At 53.4% G+C, this 23,161-nt stretch carries 13 protein-coding genes; 4 read left to right on the top strand and 9 right to left on the bottom strand.

The genetic code is table 11. The features are described 5' to 3' along the window. Positions 1–76 precede the first annotated feature (76 nt). From scpB to CCY01nite_RS03340, 4 genes are all read left to right on the top strand, one after another. On the top strand, positions 77–1,291 hold the full coding sequence (gene scpB / locus CCY01nite_RS03355; protein ID WP_146857878.1) for an SMC-Scp complex subunit ScpB: 1,215 nt from the start codon (positions 77–79) through the stop codon (positions 1,289–1,291). A 166-nt stretch (positions 1,292–1,457) separates the two neighbouring features. After that, positions 1,458–1,841 (top strand): response regulator, encoded by a 384-nt coding sequence (locus tag CCY01nite_RS03350; protein WP_146857877.1) that lies wholly within the window; start codon positions 1,458–1,460, stop codon positions 1,839–1,841. A gap of 278 nt (positions 1,842–2,119) precedes the next feature. After that, positions 2,120–2,428, top strand: coding sequence for an EF-hand domain-containing protein (locus tag CCY01nite_RS03345; RefSeq protein WP_146860817.1), 309 nt, complete (start codon positions 2,120–2,122; stop codon positions 2,426–2,428). 316 nt (positions 2,429–2,744) lie between these two features. Next, positions 2,745–3,014, top strand: coding sequence for an EF-hand domain-containing protein (locus CCY01nite_RS03340; RefSeq protein ID WP_146860814.1), 270 nt, complete (start codon positions 2,745–2,747; stop codon positions 3,012–3,014). 143 nt (positions 3,015–3,157) lie between these two features. Here CCY01nite_RS03340 and CCY01nite_RS03335 read toward each other — a convergent pair whose 3' ends face one another. From CCY01nite_RS03335 to CCY01nite_RS03295, 9 genes are all read right to left on the bottom strand, one after another. Continuing rightward, the gene (locus CCY01nite_RS03335) at positions 3,158–5,437 is read right to left on the bottom strand and encodes an FAD-dependent oxidoreductase (protein WP_146857876.1); all 2,280 of its coding nucleotides are present in this window, start codon (positions 5,435–5,437) and stop codon (positions 3,158–3,160) included. A gap of 3 nt (positions 5,438–5,440) precedes the next feature. Next, positions 5,441–8,236 carry a hypothetical protein gene (locus tag CCY01nite_RS03330; protein ID WP_222614300.1) on the bottom strand — a complete coding sequence of 932 codons (2,796 nt, stop codon included), beginning with the start codon at positions 8,234–8,236 and terminating at the stop codon, positions 5,441–5,443. 102 nt (positions 8,237–8,338) lie between these two features. Next, positions 8,339–9,808: an SGNH/GDSL hydrolase family protein gene (locus tag CCY01nite_RS03325; protein ID WP_146857875.1), complete on the bottom strand. Its 1,470-nt coding sequence runs from the start codon at positions 9,806–9,808 to the stop codon at positions 8,339–8,341. A gap of 14 nt (positions 9,809–9,822) precedes the next feature. Further along, entirely contained in the window at positions 9,823–13,140 is a 3,318-nt protein-coding gene (locus tag CCY01nite_RS03320) for a hypothetical protein (RefSeq protein ID WP_146857874.1), read from the bottom strand. Further along, a complete protein-coding gene (locus tag CCY01nite_RS03315; protein ID WP_146857873.1) occupies positions 13,137–15,674 on the bottom strand; it encodes a glycoside hydrolase family protein in 2,538 nt (845 codons plus the stop codon). The genes CCY01nite_RS03320 and CCY01nite_RS03315 overlap by 4 nt, the downstream gene beginning before the upstream one ends. Position 15,675: 1 nt before the next feature. After that, positions 15,676–17,361, bottom strand: coding sequence for a sodium:solute symporter family protein (locus CCY01nite_RS03310; RefSeq protein ID WP_146857872.1), 1,686 nt, complete (start codon positions 17,359–17,361; stop codon positions 15,676–15,678). Between the two features lie 6 nt (positions 17,362–17,367). Then, positions 17,368–18,249: a DUF5017 domain-containing protein gene (locus tag CCY01nite_RS03305; protein WP_146857871.1), complete on the bottom strand. Its 882-nt coding sequence runs from the start codon at positions 18,247–18,249 to the stop codon at positions 17,368–17,370. 11 nt (positions 18,250–18,260) lie between these two features. Further along, positions 18,261–19,826, bottom strand: a complete 1,566-nt coding sequence (locus CCY01nite_RS03300; RefSeq protein WP_146857870.1) for a RagB/SusD family nutrient uptake outer membrane protein — start codon at positions 19,824–19,826, stop codon at positions 18,261–18,263. A 75-nt stretch (positions 19,827–19,901) separates the two neighbouring features. Further along, positions 19,902–23,042, bottom strand: a complete 3,141-nt coding sequence (locus CCY01nite_RS03295; RefSeq protein WP_222614299.1) for a SusC/RagA family TonB-linked outer membrane protein — start codon at positions 23,040–23,042, stop codon at positions 19,902–19,904. Between the last annotated feature and the right edge of the window lie 119 nt (positions 23,043–23,161).

Here is a 23,161-nt window from a genome sequence, read left to right as displayed (position 1 = left end):
ATATTTATATTTCTGAAAAAATGTCAAAGGTCTTATTTTCGGCCTTTGACATTTTTGTTTTAATCGACTTTCGTTCATGGAAATCTCTCAGCTCATTCCGCACGTAGAAGCATTGATCTTTGCCGCAGACCGTCCTTTGCCGGTGGCGGACATACTCGAGCTGCTCAATAACGCCCTGGCCTTCCTGGAAGACCGCGCCACGCAGGAACAGGTGGAAGCGGCCCTCGAAGCCATCCAGGAGAAATACAACTCCGAGTTTTATGCCTTCAGCGTGCGCGAAAGCGGCGGGGGATACCAGTTCCTGACCAAAAAGGAATATTACCAGACAGTAGCGCAGCTCAATGGCGAGAAATTCCTCAAACGCCTGTCCACCGCCGCGCTGGAAACACTGGCCATCATCGCCTACCGGCAGCCGATCTCCAAAGGCGAGATCGAGCACATCCGCGGCGTGAGCACTGACTATTCCATCACAAAACTGCTGGAAAAAGAGCTGATCGTGATCTCCGGCCGCAGCGAGGACCTGCCCGGCAAGCCCCTGCTGTATTCCACCTCAAAGGCTTTCATGGACTACTTCGGCCTGAATTCCCCCAAAGACCTGCCGAAGCTGAAAGAAGTGTTCGACGAGGATTTTGTGCCGCCCACGCAGCTGGCCATTGAAGGCGGCGAAACGCTGGAGGTAGATGAAGAAGTCGTGGATGACGGCCATCTCATCGTTTCAGAGAACGGCGAGCTGACGGAAACCACTACGGTTATGATGGATGATGAAGTCGCGGAGGAAAGCGACGGGCTGGAGCAGGAACAGGGCGCAGTTGGAGAGGATGATGAAAGTGGGAATAATGAAGATAGTGATGATGATGACAGCGATGGTGAAGATGATGAGGACGAAGATGAAGATAACGGGGACGATGAAGAAGATGATGAAGATAATGAAGGTGAAGACGGCGCTGGTGGAGATGATGAAGATACTGAGGACGATGAAGAGGGTGGTGAAGATAGTGATGATGATGACAGCGATGGTGAAGATGATGAGGACGAAGATGAAGATAACGAGGACGATGAAGAAGATGATGAAGATAATGAAGATGAAGACGGCGATGGTGAAGATGATGATGAGGACGAAGACGAAGATACCGAGGACGATAGTGAAGATAATGATGATGATGACAACAATAGTGAAGATGAAGATAACGGAAACGTTGATGACGATGAAGACGATGAAGAAAATGGCGGGGACGATGAAAACGATGATGAAGCTACCGACGGCAATAACGACAGCGACCGCAATAAATAACCCTCCCGGCAGCGCCACTGCGGCCAGATAGCAGTATCGCCACCTGTTGTTTAAAAATAACACAAGGAAGACCAACTCAACAGAGCTGGTCTTCCTTCATTTTAACCCCACCCGCAAGCTTTGGTACGATTTTTACAAATACATCCCTGTAAAACAAAGATCGCTTATGACAAACGCCGCAACCCATGCCAACACCAAACAGAAACTGCTGATCATCGAAGATGAAGGCGAAATGTGCCTGCTCATCAATATGCTGCTGGATGGAAAGGGCCTGGAAGTAGAACATGTAAAAACTATTGCCGATGCTGTGGAATATTTTCAACAGTACCGCCCCGCCATCGTACTGGTAGATAACCGGCTGCCAGACGGCTTCGGGCTGGACCTGGTGAGTTTCATCCGGAAAAATTATCCCGCTACCAAAATCATCATGATTTCCGGCGTGGACGTTTCCGCAAAAGACATCGCCCTGGAAAACGGCGCAGACCTATTCCTGGAAAAACCATTTACAAAAGCACAGCTGTGGCAAGCCATCAGCGGCTTCCTCAACTAGCCGGCCTTCTCATCCATTTACGGATTCCGTTCCGGCATCCACGTTATCCCTTACACCGGCGCCTATCGCCGGCCAGAGTATTTCTATGATTATATTCAGAGACATTTCTGAGCCAATTTTTTTATAGCTTATACCGATGAAAAAATTGCATCTTCCTTAGATAATGTAAAAATCTTAGTGGAATGAGTTTGATTTTTTGATAAATTTATACTACATTCATACTATATTCATACTGATATTTTTGATCATTAACCCACTCTTTAAACTCCAATTTTCTTATGAAAAAGATTCATTTTTTTCTTGTTTGTGGACTCGTTTTATCTATCTCCACCTTCTTTTTTTCTTTTAATGTTATGGAATACCCTTTAAACTCGCAAGAGAAATCGAAAGAGGAACAGAGTACAAATATTAGTGATTTCGATGAATGCGAGGAGCTATTTAATGCAATGGACCAAGATGGTAGTGGTGACATCAGTGGTGAGGAATGGAGTTCGGCTGGTGGAGATCCAGACGACTTTCAAACACTCGATACTGACCAAAGCGGCTCATTAGATTTTTCCGAATGGTCAATAGCATGCATAGACTAAAGAATGTATAGACTAAAGAATGTAAGAACTTCTGATCAAATCGAAGATTGAGCTGCTTCCCAACCTGGTTTCGTTTTTAACGAATGTTTTTCTGTGTTTTTTTCTTCAATAAGAAGCATCCTTGTGATTAGTTGAAGCAAAGAAACTTAGCCAACAAATCGAACTGATGAGTTTGGCGATATCAATGTTGTATATTATTGGTAGCAATAGATTGAAGAGAATCAATAAGCTTCTATAGCCCTTAGTCATATGCCTTGAATCCAAGCATATCCCTGTTTTCATCAAACATTTTTATTTATCTTTTAAATTCTATTTTATGAAAAAAATTAAATTTTTTTTAGTTGGTAGTGTTATTTTAAGCCTTTCGCTTCTATTTATGTCTTCAAATAAGATTACACCTGATCCCTGCGGGGAATTTTATAATGCTATTGATACGGATGGCAACGGTTCTGTCAGCAAGGCAGAATGGGAAGCTATAATTGAGAGCCCGGATTTTGAAACTGTTGATGGAAATCAAAATGGCTCAATAAGCCTCGGTGAATTTTATGTAGTATGTTGTACTGTATATCCAGATGGCTGTAGGTAGCAATAGACTATTGAGCTAGAGAATTTGAAACTAGTATATTGATATCTCTTTTGAGAACAGGGGAAACCTACGAATTACAATTCACAAGTTTCCCCTGTTATATTTAACGGTAACTGTTGACAATGGACTACCATTTATTTAGTCTATGCATAGCACCTTACCGCGAACACCGCTGCCGGTACGTCCGCTGAAGGATGTTCCACTTCAATTGTAAGGCTGCCGGTGGTAACCGCTTCGCTCAAACGGATACGGTTATACGCCTGATGATTATCGCTGCACGATGCGATCACATTGCCTTTATCATCTTTCACCCTGTATTCCCTCACGCAAAAAGGCATCACTGTTTCCGGATGCGTCATCAGCACGGATTCCATCGGATGGTCATAATCGGTGTCGAAGAAAATATCGATCTCGCGTATGCTTTGCGGCGCGGGCCAGTTCAGCTCCAGTTTTGGATGTGCATCCTGCCAATCCGCCACCCATGCGTTGGGCTGTGATACGGGCCGGTCGATGCCGTTGCGGATATTGGATGCTTTGAACACGTTCAGTCCCTCCGGATATTTAAAATCGATGTTATGCCCTTCCGGCCGGCGTTGCGGGCACCAGAACTCGAACTCGTCCATCCCGATGTCTGCCGGCGGCGTTTGTTTGCCGTAATTGGATACCGCTTTGTTGATCGTGTTGAAAACGGACAACATACCGGTGATCCTTTTTTCCGTGCGGTGCAGCTGCACCAGCGGGTTTTTAAGGAAGGTGATGAATGCGTAGGCGGATTCCTGTATCTCTGCGTCAAAGTTGAGTTGCAGGCAGTTTCTGCCGGGATGGATGGGCAGCGTTTGCCGGGCGAGCGTTACGTCCGGCGTATGGTTGGCGGCTTTGCTGCTGATGCGCAGTTCTACTTCCAGCGTTGTTGCTTCGGTAGCGTCCGCATGGAAGGTAAGCGGGCCGATCTTTCCGGGCTGCAGCGGGATCATCTGGGCCACGGCCACATCCAGCGGTTTTTTAAGCGGCGTGCCGGTAAACTCTGTAAATACAAGCTCACTGGAAGCTGTTATGGTGGCTGATTTTACGAGGTCTTTTTCATCCTGCGCATGAACTCCCGGAATGTAATGCCCCGTTCTCAGCAGCCGTTGCTGCAGCGAATGAACAAGTCCTTGATGCACGATGTCTGCCGGCAATATGCCTTTCTCCTTGCAGATCGCCGCAGCCATGGCCCCGGCTTGTGATACGTATGCGGCCGTAGCCATCACGCGCGTGGAAGCAAAAGCTACGTGCGACGCGCTGATCAGGCGGCCTGCCAGGAAGAGATTGCTGATGTTCCGGCTGTACACGCTACGGTAGGGGATCTGGTAAACGCCTTTGCTGTGCCACTGGTTGCATGCGGGCTTCTCGCTGAATACGCCGTCCGCCGGATGCAGGTCGATGGACCAGCCGCCGAATGCAATGGCGTCATCGTGCTGGCGTTGCTCTACAATGTCCTGCTGGCGCATCATATAATCCCCTTCAAAGCGGCGGCTTTCGCGCTTGCCGGGGATGGTGCCCACCCATTCGAGGGTAAGGTTTTCCGCTTCGGGAAAGTTGCCGGAGTTCTTGATGTAGTTCCAGACGCCGTACACCACTTTCCAGAGTTCCCATTTGATGATCTCTGTATCATGCACCGTGTCCAGCCGGCCGCCGTATTCTATCCACCACAGTTTGCAACCGAATTCACGTGCGTTGAAGCTCTTGAATTTCGGTACTTTGGTGATGTCGTCGAGCGCATAGGCCGGGGGAACGAACTTTACCGGCCTGCCGGTGTCTTTGCTGTAGAAATAGAGCGAATGGCCGAGCAGTTCGCCATATTCTTCTGACGGCGCGAACAGCTCGCCGAATTCTTCTTTCGCTTCAGCGCCCATGCGGAAGGCGGCGCCGGAGAGGAAGCCCACTACGCCGTCGCCGGAAGCGTCCATGAACAGGGGAGCCGTTAAAGTGTATTCGGTCTGGTTCTGGCTGCAGAATGCTTTCAGGGAGCGGATGGTCTGCGCGTCTTTTTTATCGACGGCATACACCGCCGTGTTCAGCAGCAGGGTGATGTTCGGCTCGCTCGTCACTTTGTCCAGCAAAATGGTATCGAATATCAGGGGGTTGCCTTCGGGGTTGCGGTAGGTGTTCTCTACGAGCAGCTCGTCCACCAGCCCGCCTTCCCGGGCCCAGCGGTTGTTATTGCCCATGTGGGAGGTGGCGCCGAGTATCCACAGCCGCACTTCACTGCTGGAGTTACCGCCAAGCACGGGACGGTCCTGCACCAACGCAACTTTGAGGCCCTGGCGTGCCGCGGTAATGGAGGCGCACACACCGGAAAGACCGCCACCGGCGATCACGAGGTCAACATCTATGTTTTTACCGGGAAAGGAACGCTGCCCGGCCGCTTCAGACTTGATCATTGTTTATTCTTTTTTTCCTAAGGTTACTTTTTCGCTTTGAGTTGTTTTTCCGTTAATATCTGTAAGTGACAGCCAGCAGCGGATGCGCTGTCCGTCTTTCAGGGGAACCGTAAATTCGAAAGGGTACGTGCTGTCCGTCATCGTTTCATTGCCATAGTGCAGCGTGGCGCGACGGACCTTGTTATCGTCATCTTCCAGGTACACGTACAGCCGCCTGCCGTACCCGCCCAGCTTGAACAGCATGGCGTGTGCGTTGCCGGTGCTCAGCTTTGCATAATCCTTGCTGTTGTCCGGTGTGTTTTTTAATAGAAGATGCTGGAAGGAAAGCTGCGGTGTTACGTTTTGCAGGGATACCGCTGCTATGCCGTCCGCCGGTACGGTGACGGTGAAGGTGCTGTCCTGCAACTTGTTTGCCGCTCCCGCGAACACATCTACGCTGCTGTTCCCGGAGAATTTTACCAGCTGTGGGTTCACGGTTACGTCTGTTGTAACGGGCTGTCCCGATTGATTGGTGAATGCCAGCAGCAGTTGATCGTCCTTGCGCGCCGCCACGTAGTTCAGCTCCACATTGCTGATGCGCAGCAGGTTTGCGGGCATCCAGAGCTGTGCATCTTTCTCCGTATAGAAGGTGCCGGGCCGCATGCCGTACATTTTGTTCTGCAGGTAAGCATATCCTTCGATGTATTCAGCCGGAAAGCTGATCGCGCCTTTACTGCGTGTAACCGCATCCGTTACCAGGTAGTCGATCAGCATGGACGCCATGGGCAGGATGTGGTTGTAGTGAAAGGAGTTGACGCTTTGGGCCTTGTGCTCATGCATCGGGAAATCATATTTTTCGTAGGCCGTTGTTCTTTCCGTGTTGATGTGGTATCCCGGGAAGTTGCGGTAGCGGCCTATGACGGCGGCTTTTGCTACGTTGATGAGGAAGGTGTCTTTCGCGTAATGGCCGATGCGCAGCATCCAGGGGGCGTAGTTGGCCATGAAGATCCCGCGGTGGCCGGTGGCGGTGCCGGATGATTCGGGTGTGAGACCGGTTTCGGAGAGGCGCCATGCCGGGGCTTTTTCTTCGGGGAAATACATCTGTGTATGTCCTTTTGAGCGGAGGTAGTTGTACATCGGTGCTTTGCCGCCCTTGTTCACGGTCACCATGCTGTCCGGTATGCCCGGCGCCATCCAGGTGAAAAGGGTGTAATTCCTCGCGCCCTGCACCGCGGCGTTGAGGTACGCCGTATCACCCGTCAGCTCGTATAATTCCGATAACTCTATCCATCTGTCCGTATACGAAGGCCAGAAAAAGAAACTGCCGGCGAACGGATCATTGAAAGCCGTTTGCGCGGTGCGTACGCGCTGTTTTAGGTACACATCGGCTTTTTCTTTCGCCGTGCGCAGGTAAGCCGCATCGCCGGTGGCTTTGTAAAGATGCATGGCGTTGATCCAGTTATTGCCTTTTTCTTTTACATCGAGATTGCGTACGCGGCTTTTGCCATATTCCTGCTGCATCATTTGCAGATAAAAATCATTGTTGCGGCCGAATGTGGCATATAAAGCGCCCAGCTCGGAAAGCGGGGCTACAGGGCCTCTCAGCTTGCGGGAAGGGCTTTGGATCTTCTGTGTGCTGTCAAGACTGAACAGGAATTTCTCGCGGGACAACATAAATTCCATCAGCGGGTAAGCGCGTTGCTCGAACATCGCTGCGTCATCTTTTACCAGCGCAATTTCCAGCGGGTTGAGGCTGGACACGTTCTTTACCGCGCCCGGCACGTCCGTGGAATAAGCGCATCCCTTCAGGCTGTCGATAAACCAGGCGTAGTGCGAAAGCGAATATGCCACGATATTATCCAGCGCCGTATTCAGCGAAGCAATGTCGTTTCGGCGGTAATTCTTAAACCCGAATACCGTTTCCGCGATCCGCTGGTAGGTATGGCTGATATCCAGCGGTTCCGCCACCAGCAGCATCGAGAACTCAAATGTTTCGCCTTTGTTCATTTTCGAGCGGTAACCGCCGGGCATCGGGGCGTAGATCTGCGGTCGCAGCTGCTGTTGTTTTGTGCGCAACGCAATGCCGAAGCGGCTGTTCGGCAATGTGGGCAAGGGCTGGAAAGGAAGCTCCTGCGGCGCTGCCAGTACACCCACGGTGCTGCGGCCATCGTTCACCATCGTGGTGGGAAGGGTAGCCATGAAGGCGGGTGTAAGGTAGGCAGCGTCCGGGATGCGCTTCTCCTGCCAGATCAGTGGCTGCCATATCGCAGCCGCCTGTTCCGTGGTAAATGCCGGCGCACCCGTGTAGCCAACGCTGTAGTAGCCGGCCTGCAAAGGGGTAAAGGTATAGTGTAAAACAGGATAAGGTTTTGCGGTAGTGATGCTGTAGGCGGACAGCCGGAAGGCCGGGTTATCGGCATACCGGAAGAACACGGTGTCGCCTTTTGTGACCGCGGATACCGGCAGCATCTCCGTTTGTTCGCCCACGTTATAGATATTCGCTGTTCTCCATTCGCTTTTGCCGCGGAGTATTTTGTCGTCAAAACCATCGCCGGCTACGGAAGCGTCGATCTTCTGCTGCCTGAAATCCGATTTGCTGCGGTCTTTCATCTTCCAGGTCAGCACATTGTACGCTACTTTCGGAATGCCCGCCGGCTTCAGCGCCAGGCCCGGATTGTCCGCGCTGCGCAGTACCACAAAGGCGGGGTTGAAAACATAAGGTTTCCCCGCGGAGTGGACGGTGATGCCCGGCACCTGCGCCTGCGCGGGCAAAGTCAGACCGCCAAGCAGGGAGAGTATTGTGAAGTATCTGTGTTTCATCGTACGTTTCATCATCAAATTTAATATGCTTCAGCAGGCGCTATTCATGCAAACGCCATTAAAAACAATCGGGAACATTCCCAAATTGCGGGAACATTCCCATCAGATACGGCGGCCTTTCAGCAATATCTTGCCGAGATAGACCACGGTGCGGGCGTACTTTTCCGGATGTTGCGAAATATCACCCTGCTGTTGCGGTCCCAGTATTTTTGCTTTATCCGCCTGCTCACCGGAAAGTTCAATGGTTACGGTATGATCGCCCGGTTCCAGCGCCACGAGGTCATATTGCCCGCGGTACCGGTTGCTGCAGTAGCGGTTGAACAGGTTGAGCAGCGGTTGTTCGCCCGCGCTGAATATCCGCGTGCCCGCCAGCGGGCTGTCCGTCAGGCTGACAGGTTGACCATCCACCGTAATACGCAGTTGTCCAGCTTCCGGCCCACCGATGGTGAAAAGCCCGAAGGCCGTGCCGGAAAAGCGGAAGGTGAACGAAGCGCCCGGTGTGGCGGCCTGCATCACATAAGGGAACCAGGGCGCAAACTGTTTCATCGGCTCAGCCTGTTGCCAGCCGCCTTTGAAAGTGGCGAGATCAAGCGGAGCGAACATCGCCGCATCTTCCCAGTTACCGGGATGCAAGGCGGGCGGAAGCAAGTGCCTAACCGGTTCGGCGGTGTGCTTCATTTGCTGCATGCTCCGCGCAATGGCCGCTGCATAAAGGTTACCGCCCGCCAGTACGGGGTGAGTACCGTCATGTGAGAAAACGATCTTGCCCGGTGCTTCGCCGCTGTGCTTCCAGAGCAGCTTGCCGTCCTTTTCCAGCAGGGAGGCTTCCAGGCCGAGGTGCACGGAAGGCACGCCGTAGTGCGCTGCTACTTTCTCCAGTCCCTGTATGTTAGCGGGAATACCGCCTTCCGCGTATATTTTCGTTTGCCCGTTATTGATAGTGTAGATCAGGCAGATGTCGATCTCCGGATCAAATTGCCATATCTGCCGGACGATCCCTTCCATGCCTGGCGCATAGGCGCCGTTCACCGCGAACTCCACGAATATGAGATCGGGATGGTACTGCAACAGCTGGTCCCGCAGCCGGCAGGCGCCCAGGTCGGTGCCGGTGCCGGAAACGCCGGCGTTGATGGCTTTCAGGGGGACATCGGGGAACATGGACTGGAGGTATTTCGCCGTTTGCGGCCGGTAGCACGCGTTGCCCTGCGTGATGCTGCCGCCTATAAACCCGGCTGTAACGGGCTTGCCTGCACGAACTTTATGGAAGAAGTTGGGCAGCCCGTTCCTGACAGTGCATTCGCGGGGATCGCTGAAGTTGCCGGTAGTTACCAGGGGCACCTTCTCCGCATTTACGGAAAAGAACAACGGCGATGCGCCGGCTTGTGATGCAGCGATCAGGTCTTCTTTCGTTTGCGCCTGCGCGGTGCCCGTCCATAGCAGCAATGCTAACACAATGCGTCCGCATTCACGGTAAAGAACAACGGCGCTGCTGCAGGCTTTTTTTATGAGGCCGGCGGTATAGCCCTGGTGGGCCCGCCGTTGCGTCGCACTCTTCAGCTTTTGTTGGTTCATTGAACGAAATTTTTTTATAGCGCTACTGATTTGTCAAATGTTTTTCCGCTTCTTGTTCTGACCTGAATCTTGATCGTAGCGTCCGCTTTCGTGTCCAGCGGGTGATACGACCATTCGTAAGGGTAAGCGTTCTTTATTTCTTCCCTGTGATTGATCGTCACCGAGGCGGTAGCGCCCTCCGATGCGATGTCCTCAAAATATCCATAGATAGAATCCCACCCGAACGGCGAACGTATCCTGAAAGCGTAGAATTTCCCGATACCGGGACCGAAGTCCACTTCCTGCATGCCGTGCTTCAGCGGCGTTATTTTGCGGGTGGACTGCTTTCCGGACAACGGGTAAGCGATCGCTGTAAACCCTTTCCCTTCCAGCGTTACCGTTCTGTTTACAGCGCCACTGCCGGGATAGGCTACACCTTTCGCGTTTTCCGCCACCGGCGCCTCGCTGCTCATGGTGATGTTGCAGGTCTGTGTTTCCTGCGCTTCATTCATCAGGATGACCCAGAAATGTTTACCGGATGTTGCCGTTACATAATTCACGGCTGGATTATCGATTTGAATCAATCCTTTTTTCATCCACAGGCTTACGTCCTTATCATCAAATACCTGTCCTTTCCCACCACCGAAAATGCGGTTGTTGAACCACACAAAACCATCCTGCTTGCTGTAAGGGAAGCTTATCTGTCCGGCTGCGCGCTGCATGACGGAAGTAAGCAGGAAATCCAGCGTGAAAGCGAGGTGTGGCGGAATGTGATGATAGTAGATGGAGCTTACGTCTGGCCCTTTATACGGGAAGTCAGGCTGCATGGTGATGTCTGTAAACCCTGTACCATAGTACCCCGGATAGTTCGTAAACCTGCCTATCACGGCGTTCCGGGCGTACGTTTCAAACAGCTCACCGTGACGGCTGCCGGAGAGGCGCAACAGGTGCGGCGCCCAGCTGCTCATGAATACGGGGCGCACCAGCTTGCCCGGATCGAAGAACGTGAAGGGCTGCTCAAAGCCCAGTCCCACCGGTGAAACAAGGCGCTGCGGTACCTGCTTTTCCGGCGCATCGCCTTTCTGCCGCGGGAAGCCCAGCCGGTACTTTTTACCGCCTTTCCACCACATCGTTGTATTACCGTTATAAACACCTTTCGGATGAATGGTCTGCATTTTTTCTTCCACTAACGGATACGTACGTACGCCTGCCAATGTGTGAAATGCAGCATCTTCCGCGGCGCGCAGGTAAGTGCTGTCTGCTGTTATGTCATAAAGGTCGGGGAGGTCCCACCAGTTGGCGTAGAAGGACGTATTGTAAAAGGGTTGTTTGCTGAGCGGCGTGGTATGCCGGCCGTAAACTTCCGTGTCAAGGAATGCGTTGGCGCCTTTCCGCGCGGCATCCAGCCATTTGCGGTCTTTCGTCATGCGGTAGGCGGCCAGTTCCTGCGACCATTCCGGTACCCGCACGGAGTAACCTTTTGCGTTCCGCACGGCGTTATCCGGCAGCGCGATGCTTTTCAGCCAGGGGTTGGCTTGCTGTAACAATTGGTATAAACCTTCGTAGTACGCAGTGGTGAACTGGGAGTTGAATGGACTGAGCCGCAATGATCGTTTGTCTTTATTGAACAAGGTGCCGGCAATGCCATTTGCCCAGCGGAACCCGCTGCGGGATAAAGTATATTCGATCGTTGGCAGCGCCCTGTTGATATACAGCGCTTCGTCCCTGCCGATCACCGCCGCGGAGATCACCGCCAGCGGCGCGGCCTGCACAACGGTGGGGCGTATCTTCGGATCGGCTTCAATATCGTAGAACCCTTTCAGCTGCGGCGCCCAGCCGGAGGCGGTATCGTTTTTGATCAGGTCAATGATGTTAAAGGCGGCTTCCGTCAGTGAAATTTTTTCCTGCTTCCTGTAATCTTTCACCCGGTAGATGCTGTCTGAAATATAGGCCAGCGCATCCTGCCAGGGCGCCGCTACCGCGCCGATAACAAAAGAGCGGCGGATGGACTGACCCGCTGCGGTTTTAGCATCATCCAGCCCGAGTACCGGCGCGAAAGCCACCGGCTGCACATTATTCTTTTCATTTTTGATGGAGAAACCGGCGCGGGAGGTGAATGACTGCGCCCAATCCAGCGGATAGGTGGAGGGTGCAGCCGTGATAAATGTTGTGAGCGTTTTATTCTCCACGATGGCCAGCGGCTGCGGCATCATGGCGGAGGGCAGCATTACCGGCCCTTCCGGCAGGCGCTGGTACTGGAACATCGGCGGCAGCTGTACATTGGTAACTTCTGCTGGCGCAATGCCCTGGAAGGCTGTTACCACAAAGCTGTAATAACCCTGTTGCGCCGGGGTGTAGTCCAGCGTCAGCTGAAGATGCTGTGCTCCCGCAGGTAACTGCCAGGTACCTTTGATCACTTGTCCGTCTGCGGTCTGGTATTCCGCGGCCAGTGTGTGATCGTCCGTTTGTTGTACGGTGGTAGCGTGGCAAACGCTTAGTTTGCCCGCCAGGAAAGGGTTCAGCAACTGGCCCGGCTCCTGTATGGAATATGTTTTGCCTTTGCTGGTGAAGCTGCTGCTGCCGAGCGATCCCTTCCAGGAAGGAAAGAAGCTGCCGAAGTTGAGCTGCGGCTCAACGGCGTTTAACAGGAAGATACGGTTGGATTCGTGTGCATTATCCATCGAAATCCATTGATCGTTCTTTCGTATGTCTGTTACCGTTAAAGCCTTTTTATCTGTTCCTTCCACAAACCGCAACCGTATTTTATCATTCTGTATGGCAGCAATTGTCCGTGCATCTTTGGGTATAGCCAACGCATCACCGGTGGCGGGTGAGGTGGACGTAGTTGTTTTCTGAACGATAGCAGCCTTTGCCGGTTTGATGTCCTGTTCATTGGGATTCGCATCGGTACTGGTGAGCAGGATGGCGTCGCACCGCCCGAAGTTGCGGCGGGTGTCTTTGAGGCGGAGCACATTTTCTCCGATCTCCAATACAGCGCTGCCTGCTTTCTCCCAGTAATAGCCGTCCTTGCCATGTTGCCCGGATTCCCGCGGCATGGCTTGCTCATTTATATGTAACGAAAACAACCTGGTGCCGGGATGATTCGCCGGATAATCCGGCGTACGCACCCATACGGCGTAGTTGCCGGATTTTTTAACGTCGATCACGGTCAATGCGTCCGCGGCGGCTACTTTGCCGGAGAACACGCGAAGGATCGTACGGCCGTCGGCTTTCTCTGTCTGCCATCCGCCTTTGAACTGAAAGTCTTCCGCTTCCACAAGCAGGGATTCCTGCGCCCGGGCCGTGAGGCTTCCGAGCAGCAGCAGGTAGGTATATGTTAAACGTTTGCTCATTTATAATTTACTTCGATCACTTGTATGCCATAAGGTGGTAATTGCACGGGAATGGTCTTCCCGGCAGTGATGGTTTTCCTGCTACCGTCTGCGGCGAACTGTACCGCTGGCCCCGGCTGTACATCAGCGTGGAGTGTTGTATGCAGCGGTTCATCATCATTATTCAGCAGGATGAAAAACAGCTTGCGCTGTTCCCGGTTGATCGCGCAGTAATAATCCAGGTAAGGACTGTCCGCGCGGAGCAGGCCATCCTTCAGTAACAGGTCTGCTTTTGTACCGTACACTTCTCCCGGCGCAAAGCCATATGCCTGGTGTGGACCTACTTTCGGCGTGATGAACCCGCGCGGGAATTTCACTTTGCTGCCGGAGCGCATTTTAGCTTCCGCCAGCAGGTAATCCGTGATCCAGCCTACCTGCCACCAGGCGTGATGGGGATAAGGGCCTGCGCCTTTGTTCATCACGTCCCAATAGTAGGAGGCAACGCTCGTTGCGGGATCAACAAAGGCATCACGGCCCAAAGCCCCGGCCCGCGCCATGTTCAGGAACAGTGAATCGCCGGTTAACGCGAACATCCGTACGAACATGCCGGCGTGGCTGGCCAGTAGTATCGGGCCGCGGTAGTTGGCGGAACCGAGGCTGCCGCCGTGCTCAAAGCTGAGCCCTGCCTGGCTGATCTCCCAATCCTGCCGCGGGATGCCGTTCACGGTTTTCGCGGCGGTAGTGGGAATGGGATGGGTATAGATGGAAGTCGTATATAGTTTTGCGGTAGCGATTGCGGCGTTGAGATATTTCCGGTCTTTTGTGAGATCGTAGAGTTCCAGCAGCGCCTGCGCACTCTGGCCGGTAGCAAAGTCCGGCGCAAAGCGGGTGTCTCCGCAAACGCCCAGGAAACGGCCTTTCTCCACGGCGTTTTTAATGTACCAGTCCGCGCCTTTGCGGGCGGCATCGAGGTATTTTTTATCGTGCAATATTTTGTAGGCGATCACGAGGCCGTAGAACGTTGGGCGCAGGTCTTCCACTTCGGTGAACAGGGGTTGCTGCGTGGCGTGGTCGTATGCTACCTGCCAGCGGCCGTTCGGCTCCATCCAGCGCAGCAGCCTGTCCGCCGCGCGTTGCAGGGTGGCAGTGAGCGCCGTATCGTTCGGCTCGAACAGCAAAACGTTACCGGCATCCATCAGCATGTAATAAGTCAGACCGACCGGCTCAACATAAGGCCCCCATTCTTCCGTGAAACGTTTGCTTTTCGAAAGGTAGTATTGTCCCGCGGCGGCGCCGTAAAAGAAGCCGGGCTGATGTTCCTGCTGCTGCAATTTGAAATTGCGGGCGTAGGGCAGCCTTGTTTCCTGCAATACCGTGTCCTGCATGATATTGGCCAGCATCCACATCGCGCCGTAATCGGAATTTTTCATGGCGTCCTTATTCGACCCATATACGCCGCCGAGATAAGCCTGCGCGCCGATGCGCATGCCCTTGTACGCTTCGGTACGCCACAGGGACGTTTTATCGTCGATGAGGTAGCGGTGCATGGCGAGGATGCGGTCGGTGAGGGATTGTTTTGTTTTTTTCAGCGCGAGGAAATCGCGGAAATGATAGATGTCATTCACCGCATGTTTGTACACGGTATACCAGTCTTTTTGCTGGATGGAAAAGCGGAAGGAGAAGGTTATTGAATCACCGGCCTGCAGCAGCGAACCTTTTTGTCCGAGTACGGGATGATACGCCGTAGGTGTGAGCATGGCTTTCCGGTTCATCAGGGAAAGCCCCAGCAGCCACGTGTTCTGTGTTTTAGCGTTCAGTTCCCAGGGATCGCGGCCGGTGCCGGGATCAGGGATCACGGCGAGGGTGATGTTGTTTTTCATCTCCATGTACGGCGACAAAGTAGTGGTGCTGCGTTCGCGCACCAGCACGGGTTTGTCCGGGATACCCTGCATGTATCCGAAGGCTTTGATGAAATCCTTTTCAATGGCATTGCTCTGGAAATGACCGGGAATGCCGGCCCATTTCAGGTTCTTTTCAGAGGAAGTGGCAATGGTAGGCGTTGCGATAGAGAAATAGCCGGCTTGTTTGGCGCGCAGGCTGATCTTTACGCGAAGGTCGGCCGGATAATCGGGATCGATGCTCCAGGCCGTGGTCATCGTGGCGATGCCGAGTTCTCTTGTAAAGGTGACCGCATTGTTCTGATGATGGATAACTTCGGCGGGATAGAAGTGAAACGCTTCTCCTGCCGTGTTCATCTGCACAGGCTGCGTGATCTCTTTCCACAGTGGAACGATGTAATGGTACTGTTCCCCGGGGAATTGGGCGTATGTGGCATCCGGTGTGGAGTCCGGCTTTTCTTTCGAATACAGCAATGTGTATTCGCCGCTGGGATTCGACAGCCGGGTTTTATGCACGGTGACATCGCTCAGCTGCCATCCGCTTTCTTTCTTTGTCCAGCGCAGCTTCAAGGCCCCGTTTTCCAGGGAAACGCGCTGTTGCGCATCCGCGGGTTGCGCGGAAAACCAGAGAAAAGCCAGCACAATATATCTCTTCATATCAATGCAATTTTACTTTCCGCGCGGCACGCAGCGGGATCAGGGATGAAAACAGGATCACCGTGGCAATACCGCCTACGAGCATGGCGCTTGCACCGGAAAAGAAGCAAAGCACGTACAGCAGCACGGCGATGAAAGCCAGTGAAAAGGAGATCACGTTCAACCCGAACCTGTTCTGCTTCCTGATCTCGAATGCTTCTTCCTCGCTTACTTCCACCGGCGCCGCTTTCCGCAGCGCCTTGCGTTGTTGCAGCTCCGTATATTCGTTACTGATCGTTCCTTTATAGGCGGCATATATCTCGTACAATGCCAGCATCAGAAACGGCAGGCCCACGCCAACGAGCATTTCTTCGCCACGGCTCAGGCTGAACCCGGAAGTGAACGGCAGGATCATTTTGAAAACGAGGTTGGCGGCGAGACTGATCAGCGTAATGTACAGCGTGCTCTTTCCTGTCAGCCGTTTGGAGAACAGCGCCCAGATGGGCGGCGCCAGCAGCGGGCCGCCGGTGATGGCGCCAATGCTTAACGTAAATTCCACGATGCCGCCGATGTAGGGAACAACCAGGGCGATGGCAATCATGCCGATGCCAAAGAACCAGGAAGACACGCGCGCCACCAGCATCAGCTTTTTGTCTGAAGCGTTCGGGTTGAGCGTGCCTTTGTAGATGTCGTTCGTGAAAACGGCGGATACTACGTTCAGCGCGGTATTGGCGGACGCGGACGTAGAGAAGTACATGCCGGTGAGAATGAGCCCCATCAGACCTGCCGGCAATACGTGCTGGCAGATCATCAGGTAGGCGTTTTCCGTATCCAGTCCGGTCAGACCGGGATTGATGGTCTTGTATACCATCGGCGGCAGCATCCACAGCACGGGACTGATAATGTACAGCCCGGCGAACAGATACGCTACTTTGGAGGCGGACTTCGGCGTGTCCACGCTGGTGTAGCGCTGTACGAACGTCCAGTTGCCGCCGATGTAAAAGATGTGGTACAATGCGAACGCTATCATGAAACCCCAGGTATATTCACCGTTCACCACTTCAAAAAATCCTTCGGGAGAAAAATGCAGGAACTGCTGCACGCCGCCCGCGGCGTCGAATGCCAGCGGGATGATGATCAGCACGGCGGCGGTGAGGATCACGAACTGCAGGATGTCTGTCACCATTACCGCCCACAGCCCGCCTACGGCGGTATAAGCGATCATGAACAATCCAAGCACCACTGTGCTCGGCATCAGCGGAAAACCGAGGGAGGAGCTGACCAGGCGGGCTACGGAATACAATACGGAACCTTTGATCAGCAGGGACACCAGCATAAAAATGTAGATGTAGCTTTTCTGCACTTTATCGCCGAGGCGTTCGCGGATGAATTCGGCGGCTGTCAGGTTGCCGGTGGCTTTCCATTTCGGTGCGAGGTACAGGCCGGTCACCAGCCCCCCGATGCACATCGTCCACTGGATGGTAACGGCCACCCAGCCGTACTTGTAGGCGATGGAGCCCCAGGCCACGAAAGTACCGGCGGAGAAAAAGCTCATGAAGAGCGAAAGCCCGCCGATGAACCAGGGCACCGCCTCGCCCGCGGCGAAGAACGATTTGAGGTTTCTGCCTGTGCGCGAGAAAGAAAATCCCACCAGCATAATAAATACCGAAAACACAACAATAACCGACGTATCAATGACAGCGTTCATGGATAATTAGTTCGTAATAGTTAAGATAATTTCTTTCTGCGCGCGCTTTTCACCGTTGTAACGAACGGAGGAAACGTCAAACACCACTTTATAGGTACCGGGTTTTTTGTATACGTGTTGATGCTGGGACAGTACGGTGCTGATGTTTTTCAAGGCAGTGCCTTCATCCGGTTTGATCGCGAAGGGGTCGAAGCCTTTGGCGAAGATCCAGTCTTCATTATCATCCCCGTTTTTGTCCGTGCTTTCCATCAGCAGCTGCGCGGTGGTGATCACCCATTTCTTGCTGTAGTTTTTAAAATCCACTGCCTGCCATCCGCCGGTGGCTACCGTAGCGAGCGGCGTAACGATGCTGTCCGGCGAAATGTTCTGTGCATTGAAAGTACGGATCACCCACCTGTTCTGGCCTTTTTCTTTCTTGTAATCCGTGTAGCGGAAGGCGACGTAGATCAGCTTTCCTTCCACGGCGTAGTCCTTCAGGTTCAAGGTGCCGGAGGGCGTGCGGTCTGCGCCGGAGGAAAAGGTCACCTGGTCGGAGAGGTCCGTCCAGGTAGCGGCTTTGATCGCGTTGGAATCGGCTACGCCGGTGAAGTCAGTGGAGATCATGAGCTGAAGGTTCTGCCGGATCTCTCCGAATTGCACAAGGCTGGTGAAATCGATCAGCAGGTCGTTCTCGGCGCGGGTGCGGTCGCGGAACTCGTAATTATGGCCCGGCTCGCCGGAATAGAAAGTAATGTTGTCCGGATTGCCGCGGAGATTGAAAGTCACGGTATCGCCTGCTTTGTAGGTCAGGGAGGAGGTGGAAACTTCCAGGCCCGGCGTGGTCACTTTTTCTTTCGTGCAGGCGGCAACGGTAGTAAGAAGGATCGGTATGATAAATGCTTTGCGCATGATGATACGTTTTACCAGTTAGGATTTTGTTTCATGAGATGGTTCACGGTCAGCTCCGTGGTAGGGATGGGCAGCCAGATGTTCCGGGCCGTGGTGTTTTTTGCGGCGTTGGCGGCATATTTGTAGGCGGAAGGAGCGGTGGCGTCGATATCTCCTACGAGGGACTTCATATTGGTGATGAAGAGGCCCCAGCGGATGAGGTCGTGTTTGCGCATGCCTTCAAAGCAAAGCTCGCGGGCGCGTTCGTCCTGCACCGCAGCAAGAAATTCTTCCTGGCCCAGTCCTGCGAGGTCTACTGCCGGGTCCGGTACGTCCACCGGTTTGCCGTAACCTCTTCTTCTCACTTTGTTGATGGCTTCGTAGGCTTCCGGTGTGGGGCCCTGGTGCACTTCGTTCTCGGCTTCGGCCTTCATCAGCAGCACATCCGCATAGCGGATCACGGGGAAGTTGGTGGAGTTGTATACGCGGTTTTTTGTTGCGGCGGTTTCATATTCACGGCGCCATTTGCCTACCGTGCGTTCATAGATCTGCGCATCGGTGTAGAATGATTTGGAGGTAACGCCGTTGGACACCACATATTTATAGGGAGCAATGGCCCAGTCGCGGCGGAGATCAGCAGAATCGAACATGTTGAAGATGCGCGCGGTAACATGCAATGCGCCGCCGGAGTAGCCGATATTATCATCCGGGCATTCCAGTCCGTTTTCAATGCCTACCGCGCCCGCCAGCTGAATGCCCTGCTGGTCGCCGTACATGCCTATTTCCCAGAGGCATTCCTGCAGGTCATAAAGGTTAGCGGAGTGATTGATGAATATCTGTTTGTAGTCCGGGTGCAGGGAGTGTTTGTTGGAGGTGATCACCTTGTTGGCGTAGGTGAGTGCATCTTCGTAGCGGGATGCATCCTTCAGCGGCTCGCCGGCCATCTTCAGGAAAACCCTTGCCAGGATGGCCTGTACGGCCGTTTTGCTGATGCGTTCGTTGTTGGTGAAGCCGCTGATGTCACTTACCAGCCCTTCCGCTTCCTGCATGTCCGCAACGATCCTGTTGTAGATGTCCGCAATGGGAGAGCCCGGCAGGTAAGGATCTGTGGGCGATTTGGTGGAAACGAGCTTCAGGGGCACGCTGCCGTAGTTGTTCACCAGGATGTAGTAATAGTAGGCGCGCAGGAAGAGTGCTTCCCCTTTGATGGCGTTCCTTTTTGTTTCGTCCATCTCCGGCCTGTCCACATTCTCCAGCAGCAGGTTGGCCCTGTCGATTCCCTGGTAGGCCACTTCCCAGAGCTTGCCTACGTCCAGCTGGCCGGCATCAAAGTCCATTACCTTCAGGTGGTTGATAGTGATGTTCTTGTAAAAGAATTCATCGCTGATGGCAAAGAAGCTGTACAGCCCGCGGGAGTACATCCTGCCGTAGTTATCGATCAGCCTGTTGTACACGCCGTTGAGCGCGCGCTGCAGGTCTGCTTCCGTTTTATAATAGTTGTCCGGTGTCACAAAGTCTTCCGGGCTCGTTTGCAGGAATTTTTTGCAGGAGCTGAACATGCAGCCGGCCAGGAGTAATATGTTGATCAAACGTTTCATCTGTTAATATTTAATTTTTGCGGGTCAGATGGAGCCTCGCATTATGCTCGGCTTCATCTTTCTACATTTTAATCGTTAAAAACTAACATCCAGCCCGAAAGTGAGGGTCCTTGCTTTCGGGTAAGCGGACCAGTCGAAACCGGGCGTTAAAGCAGAATGGCGTACGGAAACTTCCGGGTCCAGGCCGGTGTAGTTCGTCCATGTGATCAGGTTCTGCGCGGAGGTGTACACCCGCAGGGACTTGATGCCGGCCCTTTTGAGGATGTGCGCGGGCAACGTATATCCCAGCGCTACGGTCTTCAGCCGGAGGTAGGAACCGTCTTCGATCGTGCGGGAAGAATATACCAGCGGCCCCTGTCCGCCTATCTTGTACATGGTGTTGGACGGGTTGTCGGGCGTCCAGCGGCTTTCCACGGATTTGAACATGTTCAGGTAGTTGCGCACCACGTCGCCGCCTTCGAACTCGATGCGGTTGGCGTTCAGGATGTCGTTACCATAGCTCCACTGGAAGAAAACGTTCAGGTCGAAGTTGCGGTAGGAAAAGTTGTTGGAGAAACCGCCGATGTGCACGGGGTTGGGATCTCCGATGATGGTCAGGTCGTTGTTATCTACCTGACCGTCCTGGTTGATGTCTTTGTATTTGATATGCCCCGGCTGCATATTCGCGCGGGGAGAGCCATTGTTCGGCACATCGTCTTTCAACACATAAGAGCCGTTGGCCAGCTGATTGAAATCGCCGTACTGGTAGATGCCGTCGAACAGGAAGCCGTAGAACAGCGCAATGGGATGACCCGGAATGGCGATGTACGGATAGGCGTTGTTGAAGTTGCCCCAGGTGATGCGGGAAGCGTAGCTCGGTTCGCCTTCGTTCAGCTGGATCACACGGTTACGGTTAAACGCAATGTTGAAGTTGGAGGACCAGGTAAAATCTTTTCCTTTTACGTTAACGGTGTTGAGGGTAAATTCAAACCCTTCGTTCGATACGCGGCCTACGTTCCTGTATCCGCTCAGGTAGCCGGAAGACGGCGCCAGCGTGGCGTTCAGCAGCAGGTCGCGGGTATTTTTCTTATAGTAGTCGGTAGTAAGGGTGATCCGGTCGTTCAGGAAGCCGAGATCGATACCGATATCCGCCTGCCCTGTTGTTTCCCATTTCAGCTGCGTATTGCCGAGGTTGTTCGGGATGATGCCCTGCACCGGTGATTCCCCGAAGCTGTAGCCGGAAGAAGTGACTATCTGCAGGGAAGAAAGGTAGGCGAAGTCGTCCACGCGGTTGTTCCCGGTAAGACCGTACCCCGCGCGGATCTTGGCGTCCGACAGGAAGGAGATGTTCTTCATGAACGGTTCGTCGCTTAGCCGCCATGCCACCGCGCCGGAGGGGAAGTAAGCCCATTTGGCGTTGGTGGGGAATTTGGAGGAGCCGTCCGCGCGGAAGGAGAACGTGAACAGGTAGCGGGATTTATAGCCGTAGTTCACACGTCCAAGGAAAGACATTAGCGTATTGGTGGATTTAGCCGTCGGCGCGTTGGTGATGATCCCTTCATCGAGACCGCTCATGCCGAGGGATTCATTGGGCACCTGTGTGGAGATGAAGCCATAGCGATGCGAGGAAACCTGCTGCATGGTCATCCCGCCCACTACATTCAACCGGTGTACCTTATTGAAGGTGCGGGCGTAGGTGAGCGTGTTCTCGTTCAGCCAGTTCACCGTTTCGGTGTTGCTGATAGAGCCGTTCACACCAAGGTTGCTGCTCTTCGGGTTGCCGGAGCGGGTGTTGGAGTTGTTGAACACTTCGCGGCGGATGTCTACTTTGGTGAGGCCGCCGGTTACCCGCAGGGTAAAGTATTGGGCCGGTTTGTATTCGATGTAGGCGTTAGAGATGAGCGTGTTGTTGAAGATCGGTTTGTATTCGTTCCTGTTGGAGAGCACCGGGTTGATGCGGTATTCGTTCATCGGGTCCACATCCGGATCAAAGGGCTCGTCTATAATATTAACGTCGTTGAGGGAATCGCCGGTTACCGGGCGGAAGCCCCAGACGCTGTACATGAGGCTGGAAGTAGGCCCGTTATCCGTGGTGTTGGAGATGGTGCCGTATTTTTTGGCATGCGTATAGTTGACGTTGATGCCGGCCTTGATCTTGTCGCTGATGGTCTGGTCCAGCACGATCCTGCCCTGGTAGCGGGTGTACCCGCTGTTGATGATGATGCCGTCCTGCCCCGTCAGTGATCCCGAAATGGAATATTTCGTTTTGTCGTTACCGCCTCTTACGGAAATGTTGTGGTTTTGCATGAAGGCATCGCGGAAAACCATGTCCTGCCAGTTGATGCCTTTCATGTTGCGGTAATCTTCCAGTGTTTTACCGTCTTTCAGATAAACCGGCGTGTAAAGCGTGGGGTTCAGCTCGAGCTGGTATTTCACGAACTCGTACGGATCGAGCATTTCCTGCTGCTTCATATTTTGCTGAACGCCTACCCAGGCCTGGTAGCTGACGGCGGGTGCGCCTGTTTTACCTTTTTTTGTGGTGATCATGATCACGCCATTGGCGCCTCTGGCGCCGTAGATGGCCGTGGCGGAGGCATCTTTCAGCACTTCGATGGATTCGATGTCGGCCGGGTTGATCACGTCGTTGGAGGGATTTTCGATCGGGAAGCCGTCGATCACGTAGAGCGGGGAGTTGTCCTGCGACACCGAGTTATTGCCCCGGAGCACGATGTTCAGTCCCGCGCCCGGCTGGCCGTCTACGGAAGACACCTGTAGGCCGGCCACCCGTCCCGCCAGCGCCTGTTCAAAAGACGCTACCGGCGCTTTCTGCATGTCCGCCATCTTCACTTCACCCACGGAACCGGTGAGGTCGCGTCTTTTCACGGTGCCATAACCGATCACGACCACATCGTTCAATCCCTTTACCGCTGGTTCCAGCTTTGTATTATACACGGTGGTGGTGGCGCTGAGTTTGACTTCTTTCGTGTGAAAGCCAACATAGGAAAATACCAGTACGGCGCTGGCCGGGTCGTCTACGCGAATGGAGTAGATGCCGGCGGCGTTGGTGTTGGCTTTTGTTGTTTTTCCTTTCAGGACGACGTTCACGCCTTCCATCGGCGCATTGTCCGGGTCTGTAACTTTCCCCGTGATGGTTTTGGCCTGGCTGGCTGGCGCCTGTGCCATTGCATGCATCGATCCGGAAAGAACGAGCAGCAGCAATAAAAATCTTACTGTCATACAAGCAGCGATTTTAGAAGTTTGAAATCCGCAGAGAAGCTATGTGATATAGGTAGTGTGGAACCGGCAAAGAAATGCCCATGGTCAGTCAGCAACAGCTTTTTCATACGTGTAATTTA

The sequence above is a fragment of the Chitinophaga cymbidii genome (assembly GCF_007992715.1).
GTDB lineage: Bacteria > Bacteroidota > Bacteroidia > Chitinophagales > Chitinophagaceae > Chitinophaga > Chitinophaga cymbidii.
Note: the sequence above shows the minus strand (reverse complement) of the source record. Positions and strands in the feature narration are given on the sequence as shown.